The organism is Candidatus Fokinia cryptica (assembly GCF_034359305.1).
Lineage (GTDB): Bacteria > Pseudomonadota > Alphaproteobacteria > Rickettsiales > Midichloriaceae > Fokinia > Fokinia crypta.
This window is the reverse complement of sequence record NZ_CP110343.1, coordinates 646,575-662,970: the sequence shown is the minus strand read 5'-3', so window position 1 is coordinate 662,970 and position 16,396 is coordinate 646,575. Positions and strand designations below refer to the sequence as shown.

Annotated in this window: 14 protein-coding genes; 6 read left to right on the top strand and 8 right to left on the bottom strand. The window is 32.7% G+C overall.

Annotation, left to right across the window (positions count from 1 at the left end):
* Positions 1-49: 49 nt before the first annotated feature.
* The 6 genes from Fokcrypt_RS02940 to clpX form a co-directional block, all read right to left on the bottom strand.
* The gene (locus Fokcrypt_RS02940) at positions 50-793 is read right to left on the bottom strand and encodes a hypothetical protein (protein ID WP_323722049.1); all 744 of its coding nucleotides are present in this window, start codon (positions 791-793) and stop codon (positions 50-52) included.
* Positions 794-1,018: 225 nt separating this feature from the next.
* Positions 1,019-1,552, bottom strand: a complete 534-nt coding sequence (locus Fokcrypt_RS02935; RefSeq protein WP_323722048.1) for an SH3 domain-containing protein — start codon at positions 1,550-1,552, stop codon at positions 1,019-1,021.
* The gene (locus Fokcrypt_RS02930) at positions 1,542-2,225 is read right to left on the bottom strand and encodes a MotA/TolQ/ExbB proton channel family protein (RefSeq protein ID WP_323722047.1); all 684 of its coding nucleotides are present in this window, start codon (positions 2,223-2,225) and stop codon (positions 1,542-1,544) included. The genes Fokcrypt_RS02935 and Fokcrypt_RS02930 overlap by 11 nt, the downstream gene beginning before the upstream one ends.
* 60 nt (positions 2,226-2,285) lie before the next feature.
* Positions 2,286-3,308, bottom strand: coding sequence for a CorA family divalent cation transporter (locus tag Fokcrypt_RS02925; protein ID WP_323722046.1), 1,023 nt, complete (start codon positions 3,306-3,308; stop codon positions 2,286-2,288).
* Between the two features lie 43 nt (positions 3,309-3,351).
* Positions 3,352-5,712 carry a type I DNA topoisomerase gene (topA, locus tag Fokcrypt_RS02920; RefSeq protein WP_323722045.1) on the bottom strand — a complete coding sequence of 787 codons (2,361 nt, stop codon included), beginning with the start codon at positions 5,710-5,712 and terminating at the stop codon, positions 3,352-3,354.
* Positions 5,713-5,735: 23 nt separating this feature from the next.
* Positions 5,736-7,010: an ATP-dependent Clp protease ATP-binding subunit ClpX gene (gene clpX, locus Fokcrypt_RS02915; protein WP_458693282.1), complete on the bottom strand. Its 1,275-nt coding sequence runs from the start codon at positions 7,008-7,010 to the stop codon at positions 5,736-5,738.
* Positions 7,011-7,073: 63 nt separating this feature from the next.
* Here clpX and Fokcrypt_RS02910 point away from each other — a divergent pair, with 63 nt between their 5' ends.
* Positions 7,074-7,820, top strand: coding sequence for an SDR family NAD(P)-dependent oxidoreductase (locus Fokcrypt_RS02910; protein ID WP_323722043.1), 747 nt, complete (start codon positions 7,074-7,076; stop codon positions 7,818-7,820).
* Between the two features lie 74 nt (positions 7,821-7,894).
* Positions 7,895-9,043, top strand: a complete 1,149-nt coding sequence (locus Fokcrypt_RS02905) for a branched-chain amino acid transport system II carrier protein (RefSeq protein ID WP_323722042.1) — start codon at positions 7,895-7,897, stop codon at positions 9,041-9,043.
* Here the strand turns inward: Fokcrypt_RS02905 and Fokcrypt_RS02900 are convergent.
* Together Fokcrypt_RS02900 and Fokcrypt_RS02895 are read right to left on the bottom strand one after the other, a co-directional pair.
* Entirely contained in the window at positions 9,035-9,394 is a 360-nt protein-coding gene (locus tag Fokcrypt_RS02900) for a TrbC/VirB2 family protein (RefSeq protein WP_323722041.1), read from the bottom strand. The genes Fokcrypt_RS02905 and Fokcrypt_RS02900 overlap by 9 nt on opposite strands.
* A gap of 508 nt (positions 9,395-9,902) precedes the next feature.
* Positions 9,903-10,145, bottom strand: coding sequence for a hypothetical protein (locus Fokcrypt_RS02895; protein ID WP_323722040.1), 243 nt, complete (start codon positions 10,143-10,145; stop codon positions 9,903-9,905).
* Positions 10,146-10,276: 131 nt separating this feature from the next.
* Between Fokcrypt_RS02895 and rpiB the strand changes: the two genes are divergently transcribed.
* The 4 genes from rpiB (at position 10,277) to bamA (ending at position 16,098) form a co-directional block, all read left to right on the top strand.
* Positions 10,277-10,708, top strand: a complete 432-nt coding sequence (rpiB, locus tag Fokcrypt_RS02890) for a ribose 5-phosphate isomerase B (RefSeq protein ID WP_323722039.1) — start codon at positions 10,277-10,279, stop codon at positions 10,706-10,708.
* 146 nt (positions 10,709-10,854) lie between these two features.
* Positions 10,855-12,000: a hypothetical protein gene (locus Fokcrypt_RS02885; protein WP_323722038.1), complete on the top strand. Its 1,146-nt coding sequence runs from the start codon at positions 10,855-10,857 to the stop codon at positions 11,998-12,000.
* 348 nt (positions 12,001-12,348) lie between these two features.
* Positions 12,349-13,323 (top strand): M50 family metallopeptidase, encoded by a 975-nt coding sequence (locus tag Fokcrypt_RS02880; RefSeq protein WP_323722037.1) that lies wholly within the window; start codon positions 12,349-12,351, stop codon positions 13,321-13,323.
* A gap of 237 nt (positions 13,324-13,560) precedes the next feature.
* Positions 13,561-16,098 carry an outer membrane protein assembly factor BamA gene (gene bamA / locus Fokcrypt_RS02875; protein ID WP_323722036.1) on the top strand — a complete coding sequence of 846 codons (2,538 nt, stop codon included), beginning with the start codon at positions 13,561-13,563 and terminating at the stop codon, positions 16,096-16,098.
* Positions 16,099-16,396: the final 298 nt, after the last annotated feature.

Here is a 16,396-nt window from a genome sequence, read left to right as displayed (position 1 = left end):
ATGAATTAAAAGTTTTATTGTGATATTAAATTTTATATTTCATTGATTCTTATATTTCTGAATTTTCTTCTATAGTAAGGTATAAAAATTCTGGCATTGTTGGAGATTGCTCATTTAAGAATTCTATAATGTCATTTTTTAGCTCATCTTGATGCTCTAAAAGATTTTGAGAATTATTCAATATTTGTTGATGATTAGCGTTATGTTTATTTAATATAACTTTTTTAATTATAAATTTCTCACTTAATGTATTTAAAACTGAAGCTACTTGAGAATTGTAACCAATAATTGAAACTAAAGAGTTATTTACTGTTTGGATAGAGAATTTTGTTTCTGCGCATATTTGATGTGTTTTAGCAACGTTATGCATTGTTTTGTTATTGAATATAGTAAGAATGTTATTTGTGATATCAATTTTCTCAGCAAGAATAGAACCACCTAAATGTACCAGTGATTTATTTATCATTGTGATATCATAGTTGTAAAAGAAGTTTAATTCTTTAATTTTATATAAAATCAGTTTTAGTTTTTCTTGAAAATCGATAAAGTACTGTGCTTGATATATGTTTGATATTATATCATGTAGCATATTGTTTTTTTCTATTTCTAATTTTTTTAATGATGTAGTAAGAATATGTGGAATCTTTGTAATAAGATTATAAGGAGTGAAAATAGAGCAATATATTTGCGATAACTCGATGTTGATATGCATAATGTATGCATTTTTTTCTAATAATGAATGATACTTACATGGATCATATGTATAGTTCTTTGTATGAGTAAAGCGTAACATAATTATCATTGATATTAATATCTTATTAAGAATATAATATCATTTTTTACTTAAAATTAATACTATTAATTGCTTTTAAGTAAAAAATTATATAAATGTAATAATTACCTTTAAATGGATATCGTATCAAATAGTGCTCCTTTAGAGTAGTAGAGTATCAGTAATTTCATTCAATTTATCCCTTTTATAGAAAGTGGTAAATTTTGATAAATAACTTTTTCAAATTTATTTTTTATTGATTCCCCATAAATGATCCTCTTCTACCCAGCCTTTTATCTCGTTAATAGCTATTTTACACCATGCATTTTTTCGTTTTAAGATTTTTACAATAGAGCCATTTTTTAGCATACCTATTTTTGGAAATTGGTATGAAGGAAAATATCTTAATGATGCTTTAGAGCTAGTTACCTTAGCAGTTTTATTGGAACTTAATAAAGACTCGTGTATCCATCCTATATTCTTTTCGTAGTCTAATACTTTTCTCCACTGTTTAAATTCGTCTAGTACTTGTACTGGCATATTAATACATGAATAAGATTTAAATACAGGATAATCATATCCTGCTCCTACTCTCATAAGAACTTTAGAAGATTTGATACTAGTAAATCTTGGAATTGGAAGATTAGTAACTCTTCCATATTTTGGAGCATTATCTACTGCTGTTGCAGATATGCATTTTTCACGATGTATTATGATAGTGAGAAAAATTACCGCTACGTATTTTGCAATTTTCCACTTTCCATTTTCTTTACTCATCATTCATAGTATTCGAAATAATTAACCCCCATAATTCTGATGAAAAAACGCGAGTTCTTGATTCGATTTCAGATATCATAAGATTCATCTTATTATTGTAAAATACGCTCGGTATAGCAACAAAAAGTCCAATGGCTGTTGCAAGCAAAGCTTCTGCTATACCTGGTGCTACAGTTGCGATTGTTATATTCTTCTGTAATGCAATAGACTGAAAACTATCCATAATGCCCCATACAGTACCGAGTAATCCTACAAAAGGAGCTAGAGATCCTATTATTCCAAGCATACCTATGCCACTACTTAAAGCTATTATCTTTTTCTCTATTACGGAATTTGTGATATGCGACATATTTTCTTTTAATTTGCTGAAATGTGTTGAATCTTTAGAGTGATTTGCGGTTCCTCCATATTTACATGCATCTATCATCTTGATGGCAAGAGAGTGATGCGGTATAAATTCGCTTTTATGAGAGAAGTGTACTAAAACTTCTCCAATCGGTAATTCTCTAAAAAATTCATCTTCAAAAAGATTTGTATTTTTTTCTACTTTTCGTAGTAGAAATATCTTGTGTAGTATTATTGACCAAGAATATATGGACATTAAGAGTAAGGTTAAGAATACTAGCTGTACGACAAGTGTAGAGCTACTTATTACGGATAGTATAGAGTTATTCATACTTACGAAAAATCGAAGATAAGAAATGTTATATGTAGCATTCAAAAAAATCAATTTCATCTATATCCATCCTTTTCTCTTGAAATATATTAATGGTATGCTTGATGAGATAAGCATCATTACAAATGCTATCCAATATCCGAATTCCCATGTGAGAGCTGGTAAAAATTCGAAATTCATTCCATATATACTTGCTATTAGAGTTGGTGGCATGAATACCGCTGATGCTATAGTAAAAAGTTTCGTTATAGCACTTTGCTCAACTGAGATTACACCAAGAGCAGCATCGAAAAGAAATGAGTTGCGTTGCGAGAGAAAATTAGAGTATTCATTTAGTGAATTAATTTCTCCTGATATTTTGTTGAATCTTAGTCTGTGTTCCTTATTTTTCTGCAGTATATATCTAGTCTGAGAGTAATATATTATCATACGATGTATGCTCATTAAACTTTCTCTGCTTTTAGAAATTAGCTGAGCTGATCTACCTATTTTATGCAGTGCTTCCTTGTATCTATCTTTAATTTTTGTTTTAGCGACATCTTCGAATAGCATCTGCAATATTAAATCGATCTCATTGCCACCTGCTTCTAAAATGGTCGCTACATTACCAACAATAAATTCTATTACGGATAGCAATAATAGTTCCGGTGAGAGTGTAGATTCTGGAAAGTCTCTTAATACCATTCTTTTTATAAAGCTTTCAAGTAGTGGTGCATTATCATGTTTGATTAATATTAGGCACTCGTTAGTGAGAGTAAGTGTCAAAGCAAAGCTTTCGAATGATTCGCTTGTTCCTTGTAAAGCTGTAATCGTCATGTGATACGTTTCGCTTTTTTTATCAGCTGAAGCTTTTACTTCAAATGATGATTTTACTTCAAATGGTGTTTTTACTTCTCTTATTTCCATTTCTTCTTCCGTTGGTATATATAGTGAGAATAACTTACTTATTATTCTTACTTCTTCATCGCTTGGAGAAGTGATATCAACCAAAATGCTGCTTTTATCTATATCTCTGATATCATCAGCGATAGAGTAAAACTCTTCTTTCGTGTTGAAGTTTTTTTTGATAGCTATAATTGGCATATTACACTCTTAGTATTTAACATTATGTATACTGAGATAATACTTACTTTATAATAGCAAGTGCCTCATCGAGGGTTAATGAGAAGATATCAACTTTTTTAGCAGTAGTATACTTGTTATTGTGAAATATGTATGCTCCATACTTACCTATACCTACTTTTACTTCCAAATTTGTGCTTGGATGTATACCAATGGTACGTGGTAAAGATACGAGTTTTCTTGCATTATCTGCGGAAACTACATATAAACCTTCATGTGTTTTTTCTATCATTGATTGCGGTACTGTAAAACGTTCTTTTTTTTCTCCTGATATTTCTATATAAAGACCATATCTTCCATTATATAGCATAACTGGTACTTCAGTTTCTTCTTGATTATACAGGAGTATTGGATATTTGTTTTCTGAGCCTATTTTTTCTCCCGCTGAACCTCTATTTTGAAGTTTCAGAAATACATCATTTAATGAGACGGTAAAAGTACAGTTTGGATATTTACAGCAACTTAGAAACGACCCAATTTTACCAGATTTGAGTGTCAGTGCATCTTTACAAGATGGGCATAGTGCTTCGTTCGTTGACGTTGCTCCAAAAGCATGTACTATATACGGTCTAATTTTTTCATTTAAGGATTTCATAACGGTGGTAATTTCGATCTTCATTGTCTGTAGTACAGTTGTGTGAAATCCTTTCCAAAAATCCTGTAATATTTCAATATAATTTACTTTATCATTTGCTATCTGATCCAAACTGTCTTCAAGTTTAGCTGTAAAGTCATAAGCAATATATTTGTGAAAATATTCTTCTAAGAACATATTGGTGATTTCTCCTAACGCTTCTAAGTAAAATCTCTTTTTTTGTATCATAACGTAATTTCTTTTTTGTATTATTCCTATGATTGATGGGTATGTAGAAGGTCGTCCTATACCTAACTCTTCCATAGCTTTTATTAAAGTAGCCTCGGAGTATCTGGAAGGAGGTTTAGTGAAATGTTGTTTTGTAGTGATATCATGAAATATCAATTTAGCATTTTTCTTGATATATTTTTCTAAATTTTCAACTGAAAGAGATGGGATTGCACTAATATCTTCTTCCATTTTATCGCTAATTACCTCATATATCTTTGTGAAGCCATCAAAAATCACACATGATGCTGATGTTGAAGCAATAGCTTCAACATTACCGTTACTATCAGTACCATTTACTGCAACGGTAACATGCTTATGTTTAGATGGTTGCATTTGACTTGCAACAAGCCGACACCATATCATTTTATATAGCTTGTATTGCTCTTCAGTGAGATGTTGTCTTATAGAGTCTGGAGTAAGTAGAGGATCGGTTGGTCTTACTGCCTCGTGAGCTTCTTGAGCATTTTTGGTTTTATTTATAAAAGTACGAGGATTCTTTAGAGAATATTCTAAACCGTATTTCTTTTGTATTAGTGTAGTAACTGTGCTAATTACTTCAGGAGAGACTGATATGCTATCAGTTCTCATATAAGTAATGAGTCCGGTAGTTTGATCGTGTATCTGTACTCCTTCATACAATTTTTGTGCAATTTGTGCAGTTTTTTGAGCCGTAAAACCAAATCTTTTTGAAGCTTCTTGCATCATTGTAGAAGTAGTAAATGGAGGTGGTGGCTGATTACTACTTTCAGTTTGAGTAATATCATCCACAGCGTAATTTAGATCGATTATTGCGCTTTTGATGTCATTTGCTTGCTCCTCGTTGCTAATTGACAATTTTTTCAATTCTTTTCCATTAAATTGAAGTAATTTACATTCCAAAAATTGCGATTCAGAAAGTAAAAAATTAATGTGAATTGACCAATATTCTTTAGAGTCAAAAAGTAATATTTCATTTTCTCTTTCTGCTATCATCTTTACCGCCACAGACTGTACACGACCTGCAGATTTACTACTAGGTATCTTTCGCCATAAGACTGGAGATAAATTGAATCCTATAATGTAATCAAGTGCTTCTCGTGCTCTTTGTGCGTATACAAGTGGCATTCTTATCTCGCTGTAAGATTTTAGTGCATTTTGTATTGCATTTTTTGTTATCTCATAAAAAACTATTCGTCTTATCTTAGATTTTTCTGATATTACATTTCTTTCCTTTAGTATCTCTGCTATATGCCAAGCAATAGCCTCTCCTTCTCTATCTGGATCGGTAGCTAAGTATATGTTTGTAGCCTTCTTAGCCTTTTCCGTGATTTGTTCCACGATCTGTAAAGCTTTTTCTGATAAAGAGTAAGTTGGACGAAACTGATTATCACAATCTATCATGCCAGATTTAGAAGGTATGGAGCGCACGTGTCCATATGAGGATATCACGCTAAATCCTTTACCTAGATAGCCACCTATAGACTTAGCTTTAGACGGAGACTCTACAATTAAAAGTTCCATATTATTCCCCTAACAAAAATTTCTTACGCTATAGAGTTAGCCACCCTAGATTCAGAGAAGAAGTCTAACACATTATTCTTAGTAATTACAATTTTTCGATAAGATTGATTATGTGGTGCTTCAAACATGTACTCTATTAGTAAATGTTCCAAAATAGAACGCAATCCTCGTGCTCCTGTCTTTTTCCTTATGCTGAGTCGTGCTATCTCTATAAGGGCATCATGATCAAACTCTAACTCTATATTATTTTGAAGAAGAACTTTTTTATACTGTTTTATTAGTGCATTTCTAGGAGAGATTAATATAGACACGAGATCATTCTCAGTTAAGGCATCGAGAGTTACAATTACAGGCAATCTTCCTATAAACTCCGGAATAAGACCGTACTCTAAAAGATCTTCATGCTCTACTTTTCTTAGGGTAGCGGATAGTTCAGCGTGATTTCTGTTATTCTTTATTCCAGTTGATAAAAATCCTATTCCAGAATCTATTACTCTAGAGCTAATAATCTTTTCTAATCCCTCAAACGCTCCACCAACAACGAACAGTATATTTTTGGTATTGACTTGTATAGGCTCGCTACCTCTATGTCTACTTACATTGACGACAGTACCTTCTATTAGCTTCAATAGTCCTTGTTGTACCCCTTCGCCTGATATGTCACGAGCAGTAGATCCACCATGTTTCTTTTTTGCAAGTTTATCTATTTCATCTATGTATACTATACCTTTTTGAGCTGCTTCTACGTTATAATCGCAATTAATCAGGAGTCTCATAATCACATTCTCCACATCTTCTCCAACGTAACCAGTTTCCGTTAATGTAGTGGCATCAGCTATTGCAAATGGAAGTGAGAAGATTTTTGCTAAAGTTTCAGCGATAAGGGTTTTTCCACATCCGGAAGGTCCTATTAACAATATGTTGCTTTTAGCGATCTCAACCTCTCTAAGCTCTTCTTGTATCCTTTTTATACTCTCTTCTTGTTCAGCATGCAAAGGAGTCTCATGATTTTTGATCCTACAAAAATGATTATATACGGCTACGGCAAGAATACGCTTGGCATTCTGCTGGCCAACTATATGAACATCTAACTTTTCTGTTATGTCTTTAGGAATAGGACATTCTAAGGCTTCGGGAGAATTATAATTATTACCTTTATCTCCTTTAAGGATAAGATTGCAGAGTTCTACGCAACTGCCGCATATCATAGCTTCTTTTCCTATAATTACTTTCTTCAGTACACTGCCGCTCCGGCCACAAAACTGACAGCTTATTTTTTGGCTTGACATGTTGTTTATAATTGTATTTTACGCTTCTCTGTGATTGCTTTGCGACTATCATGAATACATACTTGAGCAGTAGTGCCAAGTAAAGAAAAAAATGATATGAAACATGTATGCATCACTGGCAGTAGCAGCAAATTAGGTACGAGTATTGTAGATTTCTTTATAAAGAATATGTGGAGCGTAACGATGCACTACCACAGCTCTCCGAAGAACCTAGACATTTACCTGTCGAACTCCAACACACGCTTAATATGCGGCGATCTCAGAAAGCACAAAGATATAAATATCCTATCAGAGTTACTCTATAAAAGCGATATCAATTTATTAATTAATAACGTAAGTATTTTATACAGTGCTAAAGGTGCTACGGAAAATTTTGAAAAAAAATTTACTGACGTATTGAACGTGAATTATATTTCAGCATGTGCATTTACGAAAGCAATGTACGATCGCTCCATATCTAGTGGTAGTATACGCGAGTTGCACGTGATCAATATACTAGACTCGGAATTACATTCTACATCAGATATGTTAACTGAGTACTACATTACAAAGCATGCACTACATCATTATACTACAGAAGTTGCTTTGTGTTTCGCACCTTACGTAAGAGTTAATGGAATTGCGGTAGGGCCTACTATAAGAGATGAAAGGCAATCAGAAGAGCATTTTAAAGAAATTAGTATAGCTTCTCCTATGGAATGTGGTAGCGAACTTAAGGAAGTATTAGAAGCACTGAATTTTCTTATAGGTAGTAAATCGATTACGGGGGAAATTATTCATTTAGGAGGTGGTAGGCATATTTCTAGATATGGTAAGTGAGTTTTTTGCTTCATTTTAACTTTACTACTGCTCATATAATATGTACTATTCCCGGTTATTATGGGAGTTTTTCTATGAGATTAACGCTATTTTATGGGTTTGCAATTTTTGCAATGTTTTTTGGTTCCGGTAATATTATATTTCCACTACAGATAGGTGTTTTATCAGGAGGAGATTGGTTATTCGGAGCATTTGGTTTACTTATTACTGGAGTATTACTTCCATTTTTAGGTATGTTTGCAGTAAAGATGCATAGGGGTAGTTATGAATCGTTTTTTGGAGAAGGTGGGGAATTAGCTAAAAAAATCCTTCCTTTAGTTACGTTATCGTTATTAGGTTCGATAGGAGTGGTACCTAGATGTATAACGGTAGCTCATGGAGCTATAAAATATGCTTTTCCAGATGTTAGTCTCTTCGTTTTTAGTACAGTATTTTGTATTTTAATGTTTTTATTTTGTACTAAAGAGAGGTGGCTTCTTTCGGTATTGGGTAAATGGATGAGTCCTATATTATTTCTTCTACTTATAAGCGTTATATTTGTAGGTGTGATGAAAGAAGGAGATATGGTGTTTCCGAAAATGCCATCAGAAGCTTTTAATCAAGGATTTGTAATTGGATATCATACTATGGATTTATTAGCAGCGTTTTTCTTTTCTACATTAATTTTTAACCAAATTAAAGAAAGCATACCTCCATTAGCTAGTTCGAAAGAAATTATAAAAATCGCAATTTTTCCTATGTTATGTGGTGCTACAATATTGTCACTTGTGTATATAGGGCTCGTATTTCTTGGGGCAAAATATGCTTATATAGTACGTTATGTAGCTCCAGAATTTTTATTGGTCACTGTAGTAAACAATCTGCTTCCAAATTATAGTAAAATAGTAGTCGGCGTGATAATTACCTTATCTTGTCTTACTACTGCAGTTGCTCTTAATAGTATATATGCGAGGTATTTATGTTTGATATCGAGGTCAGAAAATAATTTTTATAGCATTTTATTTTTGACTACTTTTGTATCGTTTATATTTTCTCAAATGAATTTTAGTGGGATAAGTTACTTTTTAAATCCAGTATTAGAAATGATATACCCGAATTTAATAGTACTTACCATGTTAAGTATTTTAATGCATGGGAAGTACTATCATTTTAAGAAGATCGTATTTTATATAAGTATTTTAAATACTTTCTTGCAGCATTCTAAAATATTATCTCTAACTTGATGAGGAAAGGTTATTAGTGCATGTTAAAGTTGATGATTGTGAGTTACTGCTAGTGAATACGTCTGCCATCTGTGGAGCTCCTACTATAATTGCACCCGCTATAAATATTACCACAACTGTTGTCCATGATACTTTTCCAAATAATCCACCAATTCCAGTTGAGATAATGGTCACAGTAATCACGGCTGTTACTATAGGGCCGTTTATAACTTCGAAGATATTACATAGTACTTGATCGAGAGTACCAACGTCTACATCACCGGAGCTTGTGCCGGCTGCTATTGCTATTGTTGGGAACAGTAGCGCTACTATGAAGAATAAGCATTCTGATAGTTTTTTTATATGTTTCATGACGAGAGAAAAAAAATGTTAAAAAACAATGAAGAAAAAAGATAATTTAAAATATTTTATTTTTTAATATAACTTTATTATATGTGTTTCAAATTGATATTGCAATAATATTACTTTTATTAAATTATAAATAATATATTATTATGTTTTTTGATTTTACAGAAAATGCAATTTCTGTGATGGGAGGATGTTTTTATTTCTAGAATATTAGATAGTAGTATCGATACTCTGATAATTATCTCTTTACTTGCGAAAGTTGGATAAGTGCTTTGCTTAAAAAATAAAAAAACTACTATGAACTCCAAACAATACGTATTGGTAACTTCAGGTATTTACAAATTTATGCCTGAAACGATATGGAGTTCCTAAAAATATCCTTTCCGAAAATGGAAAAAACAACACTTTTCCGGATGGATAGCAGGAGGAAGATGAGAGCTATAGAGGGTATAATAGCTAGAGAGCATAGGTAAAAATGGTGTTTTTATTATGCTCTCTAGCACATTATATGCTACTTTGTATTATTCGAAGTAGAATTATTTGTGCTACTCGCGCTATTTGTAGTGCTTGCTGTAGATGCTTGAACAGGTTTAGTGTTCTTCTTATTTTGAGTATCAGTATCTACCACAGTGGTATCTGTTGTAGTGGTATTACTGCTAGCATCTTGTGTTTGATCAGCAGCATTTGCTAATGATGAAGCTATCGAGAAGGAGAAAAATGATGCAATAAATGCATATTTAAAGTACTGTGTCATGATGAGAAACAAAGTAGTGTTAGATGGAGTTAATATAAAAACTCCATACGACTATGATCAATTCTAATGATTACTTAGTCTTATTGCAACATTTTATGTTGTATGAATAAATAATTAAGTGTGAAATTTTTATGCGTATTGTAATTGGTTCAGATCATAGAGGGTATCTAATGAAGCGTAAGTTACTTGCATTTGCACAACAACACTATGTTGGTATTGAGATTTTTGATGCTGGATGTGCTGAAAAAGAAATTGTAGATTATCCGTTAATTGCTAAAAAAGTTACTTTTCAGATATCGGATGCCGATAAAGTTATGGGAATATTGATATGTGGTAGTGGTATAGGGATGAGCATTGCTGCAAATAGATATAAAAATATTAGGGCAGCTTTGTGCAGTAGCAAAGAATATGCTCGTACCAGTAGGATGCATAATAATGCTAACGTATTAGTTCTTGGGGCTGATTTTCTTACGTTTGACGAAGCAAAAAGCATATTAAATATGTTTATGGAGACTGATTTTTCTGATGAATCGAGACATTCTAATAGAATAACAATGCTGTGAGTGTACTGAGTGCTTACTTCAATTTCTATTAAAAGGAAGAATTATTATTAAATTTATTATCGTGAAATTAATCTTCACGAAAGAAATTGATTTTATAAATTTTATTTTATATCAATCATATTCTGTAATAAAAAATTTTATATACAATGCTACGTCAATTTCAAGACAGGATTTATAGTGTTAATACTCTCTTTGCTACCGCTACTAAAATTGCCCAATTCGGTATTTTAAGTTATTATTGGGGTATTAATTTACCTACTATAGCTACTTTGCATACCACTGCTTTCATTCCAATTCCATATGCTGCGATAGAGGGACTTATTGTCGGAATAGCTGCTAGATTAGTTATCTTTTATGCTCCTTTTTTGGGTAATGAGTCAATATCGGTAGGTTCTATGGTAAAAGCTGCAGTTGGTGCTTTTTTGACTAATTTGAGAGTTTGGACTGATGGTCAAGTTGGAACGACTTATGTTAGCTCTGTCGATGTTTTTGGTGCTAATGTAAAATCGCTAGTATTAGCCTATGCTACATTTTCCGGTAAAACAGAGTATGTAAGCAATATTGATAGTATTTATACAGTGAGTCATTGTATAGCTAAAAAATATGAAGAAAGTAAGCAAGATTCTACTTCTTACGAGTTTCTTATTCAAGTTGCAACTTGTGTCCTTTCATCTTTAGGTAACTATTTCGTAAAAGGAATTTTTCTGGCTGCTAGTGAAGTAATATGTGGTAATGGTAATGCTATCTGTCTGAATATCTTGAATACTATATTTCTTAAAAATGTAGCTGCGTTTTATAATGTTGATGTAGAGAGAAGTAATATTCTTGTGAAAAAAAGTGATGACAAGGCTGAGTCGAAATTTTGTTATGTTCCAGCTATTGATGTCATAAAGTCTAATTGTTCGCTGTATCTTCTTTCAAATGCGACCTCTTGGAAAGATAATCAAAAGAAGTCGCATTACGAACTAATAGATAATAACTATGAAATGCACAGAAAATCTGAAGATTGTTTTTGCTTTATAAAGGTAGATGGCTTTATGTCTTCAATTCTTTCTTTTTTCTACAGTCAAAATTTGTTCCATTCTGATATTGTTGCGGAGTTTGAGCGTCTCTTTGTCAATCTTCCAGCTAATTTAGGTTTAAGTCCCGGTGTTGGGAAATGTAATATCGATGATGTGATAAATCAGTTCTGCAAAAATGAGCCGCTATCGGAACATTTTTCAAGTGGCACTGAGTCATCTGAATCAGAAGGAGAACAATCTCAACCGAGTTGTGGTATCTGGGAACTGTAGTGCTATGGAATATTAGTAATCAATATCAATTAAGATTTTTTTAGAGTGCAAAAGTATGGTATGGTGACGATATTATCATCATATTGTGTTGTATTGAGCACAAGTTAAGTATTGCAGTGGTATTATGTGCATAACATAGATCAATTAAAAGAGTCGTGAGATGAGTATATTGTTAGATGCAGTACTAAAATTGATGAATAGAGAGAGTAAAATCTAAGTTAGAGGCTTTTTATATCAAGGTCTTTCCTGAAAATAACTTTATTTTCTTGCGAGTGTATGATACCGTTTTTCTATGATTTCAATATGTAAGAAATACAAATGGAAGGATTGTGGATGTTTGTAGAGTTGATGCTCTTTCTATTTCCTATTGTGATGTTGCATGAGCTAGGGCATTTTGTTGCTGCTAAGATGTCTGGGGTTAAGGTTAATGTTGTATCTTTTGGGTTTGGTCGTAAGTTGTTTGGGTATAAGGATTCTGCTGGAGTATTGTGGCAACTTGCACTTTTTCCATTAGGCGGATATGTAAAGATGCAAGAAGGCTTGAGTGAACCAGATTCTTATGAAAATAAGTCCCCTCTCATTAGAGCCTTTATATGTGTTAGCGGACCGTTGGCTAATTTTTTGCTTTCTAGTCTCATTTTAGTATGTGCTTCGGTATACATATCGCTTTATTATGAAGAAGGAGTCGTCTTAGGGATTCAGCATGAATCTGTGGCTGAAAAAATTGGCATTTCTAAAGGTGATGTAATACTTACAGTGAATGGTAGAAGTATATCTGAAATTAGCTCTATTTACGGTAAAGAGAATCAAGATTTAGTCATTCTACTAAGGAGAGGTACTGATAATTTAGTGTTTTCCACAACCGTGAGCAACTTGACTGAGCTTGGAGTGCATATTACAACAAAAAGAAGTATATTTAGCTCTATTGTGAGCGGTCTTAGCGAGACTTTCATAATGTGTAAGCAGATATTTCTTGGTATACCAACCCTATTAAAGAGCGTTTTTAATGAAGGTGATAAAGTTGGAATTGTAGGTCCGATAGGGGTAGCTAATTTAGTTCACTCTACATTACAGAAGAATGTTTTGGCTTTGCTGTTTTTTATGGCGGTGCTTTCAATGAATCTCGGAGTTTTTAACTTACTACCAATCCCAGGGCTAGATGGTGGTAATATCGTAATGTGTTTTTTAGATTTTATAGCTCTTCTGCTATTTAAGAAGAAGATACCACAGAATATTCAGAAGATTTTACTTTTTATTGGTTTTGTTTTCATTATAGCAATTCTTATATCTGCATCTATAAGTGATGTGAAAAATTTTAGATAAGAGAAGTTGAGCAGATGTTTCTGCTATCCTATTTAGGTGTATTGGTAAAAATGTTTTTCATATTCCATAGATAGAAAAATACGAGTGATTGTTTTCTTATTTAACTACTTGATAAGTTATTACTCCTTAAATAGCTGAGTGATAAATACTAAGAGCTAAAGCTTGGATTTGATTATTTTATAAAAATGTATATCCTCTACCGGTAGCTGAGAAATCTAGGTAAATTGATATATTTTGATGAAGTGCTTTAAAAGATCTACTCTTTTGCTTCTGTTATTTCTTTCTCTTATTGTTAGCTGTGACGCTAATGCAATAACAGAAGATGCTGCGATTTCAACAGAAAGCGTGAAATTGATTGTTACTGGTAATAAAATATTGTCTTCTAGTGCTGTTGTACACTATTTTGCATTACCAAAGCGAAAAGCTGTTACAGAACAACTGATAAATAATTCGATTAAGAAGTTATATAATACCGGATTTTTTAAAGATGTTAAGGTGCAATTTGATGCAAAAGAGCAGTCAATAGTTATTAATGTAAAGGAAGTTCCAATAGTGAACTCTGTACTGTTTCGTGGTAATAAAAATATTAGCGATTCTACATTGCGAAATTTTATGAAAACAAAGCCAGGTACGCCTTATAGTTACCAGAGGAGTTGGAGTGATTCGCAAATATTGAAACAAGTATTTAGAGAAAAAGGATATTTTGAAGCTACAGTTACTCCGAAATTTGTAATGCTCGATGATGTAAGAATAAATGTAATATACTATATACACGAGGGTAGTGCTCCGTCCGTAGTTGCTATAAATTTTATTGGAAATAAAGCATTTTCGGATGCGGGGCTGAAAGATGTCATTTCGATGAAGGAAAAGACGTGGTATCGTGCTATGGTTGATAATCATATAGTGAAGCATAGTACTGTAGTGTCTGATGCTCAGAGAGTGAAGGAATTTTATGAAGATGCTGGATACATAGATTGCGAAATCACTAATACTGAAGTGGCTATTTTGCCAGAAAAAAAAGGAGCACTTGTTACTTACGTGGTGGATGAAGGAGTGAGATATGTAGTAAGGAATGTGAATGTGAATCTTCAGAAAAAAGTGGATTTTTCTGATTTGATAAAAAGAATTAATCTCAGAAAAGGAGAGTCAGTTTCTATTAGAAAAATAAAAGCCCTTCAAGAGGCGCTTAAGGAGAAGATGCATGAAGTCGGATACGCTTTTAGTAAGGTATCTTATGAAATAATTAAAGATGGTAATCAGGTTGATATCCGTTTTAACATTGCAGAAAGTAGTTATGTTTATGTAAATAATATTATAATAGACGGCAATTCGAAGACTAAGGATTTCGTAGTAAGAAAAGAATTGGAGATAGGTGAGGGTGATCCTTTTAAGATGGAATATGTTAATGCCTCCGTTTCTAATATCAGATCCCTTGATATATTTGATGACATAGATGCAAGTATTATCCCTCAGCAAAATGATAAGGCTGACTTAAAGCTCACAGTGAAAGAAAAAAGTACTGCGAAGATGCAATTGCAGTTAGCTTATGGTGGTATGGATTCTACAGGTAAATCAAAATTTTCAGGATTAATTGAGCTTGTAGAGAGAAATTTTCTTGGTACTGGGAAGATAATAGATATAAGATTTGCTGCAGGCCCTGCTCCCGGTATGATGAATAGCACCGCGAATGTTGCTCCGTCTTTTGCTACAGATTTCACCTACACAGATCCATACTTTCTTGAGCGTGATTTAATGTGGCAATTTGGAGCTTTCTATAATACTACGCCGTATTATGCAGAAAAGGAAAATGCTCAACATACTAAGGAATGGCAACAGTCACAGTATGATATAGTAAGGAAAGGGTTATTTACGAAGTTTATTTTTCCCATTACAAAGTATTGTGATGCTGGGTTAGGGTATATTCTCAAGGGAGACGATATAAATAATAAGAAAAACGATATATCAGCTTATATAAGAGCTGAGACGTCTCCATATGTTGTATCTGCTGTCACGTCATCTCTTACTTATAGAAAAGTTTTTTATAGAGGCAAATTGCCAGATGGATATTCATTAGGTATTTTTCCAGAATTTGCTGGATTAGGTGGTAATGGGTACTATCAAAAGTATGATGTGAATACTGGCTTTTATTTACCTGTTATTGATAGAAAATTCCTCATTTATACTAAAGTAAATGGTGGGATGATTAGTGCATTTGGAGATAATAAAGTAAGTGTTGCGAACGGATTTATGCTTGGTGCACCAAAAATACGTGGTTTTCAGCCAAATGGTATATGTCCCAGAGATAAGCTGTATTCAGATTCTTTAGGAGCTAAAAAATATTTTACTGGTTCTGTAGAAGTAATATACCCTCTAAAAATGGCAAAAGAATTAGATATAGATTTGAGAGGATTTATGGATTTTGGTACTTGCTGGGATATAGATATACCGACTGATACTTGGCGAAAAATGGGATATTTTAAAAAAGATGGAAAAATACCAAGCAAATCAGAAATGAAAAAGGAAGTGGAGGAATGTAAGACAAATCCAGCTACCCAACAGTGTTACGAGGCCGAGCAGAATAGTTATTTTAGATATGATATTAATCCGTATGATGGATACTATAATTCTAAAGCAATAAGGGGGGGGATTGGTGTAGGATTAAGTATAAAATTACCGTTTTTAGGTACAATATCATTTGATTATGCTATTCCTCTCAACGCTCAAGAAGGTGACTTGCAGCAGCGTTTCTTTATATATGGTAGTGCTGCGTACTAGTTGCTGATTCTACAGGTAATATGTGAAAAAAGTACTAATAGTTTTCTTAAATTCATAACTTTCAGATTAAGATTATAGGTACGCTCTTAAGATAAGAATATTATAGATGGGAGATCTGTTTTGAGATAAATTTGCTGTAATATCGGATGATGTTATATACAAAATGCTCTGTGAGTATACCGAATTTATTATAATATTTATATTGCCATGATTTTTCATAAAGAAAATATGAAAAAATATAATGTGTTAAATTCGTGATTATGGTACTATGCTCTTGATACTTTTGATATATGTTTGC

Coding starts and splice junctions, on each gene's coding strand:
- Fokcrypt_RS02940 (WP_323722049.1), bottom strand. CDS start 793: ATGTTACGCTTTACTCATACAAAGAACTATACATATGATCCATGTAAG.
- Fokcrypt_RS02935 (WP_323722048.1), bottom strand. CDS start 1,552: ATGATGAGTAAAGAAAATGGAAAGTGGAAAATTGCAAAATACGTAGCG.
- Fokcrypt_RS02930 (WP_323722047.1), bottom strand. CDS start 2,225: ATGAATAACTCTATACTATCCGTAATAAGTAGCTCTACACTTGTCGTA.
- Fokcrypt_RS02925 (WP_323722046.1), bottom strand. CDS start 3,308: ATGCCAATTATAGCTATCAAAAAAAACTTCAACACGAAAGAAGAGTTT.
- topA (WP_323722045.1), bottom strand. CDS start 5,712: ATGGAACTTTTAATTGTAGAGTCTCCGTCTAAAGCTAAGTCTATAGGT.
- Fokcrypt_RS02905 (WP_323722042.1), top strand. CDS start 7,895: ATGAGATTAACGCTATTTTATGGGTTTGCAATTTTTGCAATGTTTTTT.
- Fokcrypt_RS02900 (WP_323722041.1), bottom strand. CDS start 9,394: ATGAAACATATAAAAAAACTATCAGAATGCTTATTCTTCATAGTAGCG.
- Fokcrypt_RS02895 (WP_323722040.1), bottom strand. CDS start 10,145: ATGACACAGTACTTTAAATATGCATTTATTGCATCATTTTTCTCCTTC.
- rpiB (WP_323722039.1), top strand. CDS start 10,277: ATGCGTATTGTAATTGGTTCAGATCATAGAGGGTATCTAATGAAGCGT.
- Fokcrypt_RS02885 (WP_323722038.1), top strand. CDS start 10,855: ATGCTACGTCAATTTCAAGACAGGATTTATAGTGTTAATACTCTCTTT.
- Fokcrypt_RS02880 (WP_323722037.1), top strand. CDS start 12,349: ATGCTCTTTCTATTTCCTATTGTGATGTTGCATGAGCTAGGGCATTTT.
- bamA (WP_323722036.1), top strand. CDS start 13,561: ATGAAGTGCTTTAAAAGATCTACTCTTTTGCTTCTGTTATTTCTTTCT.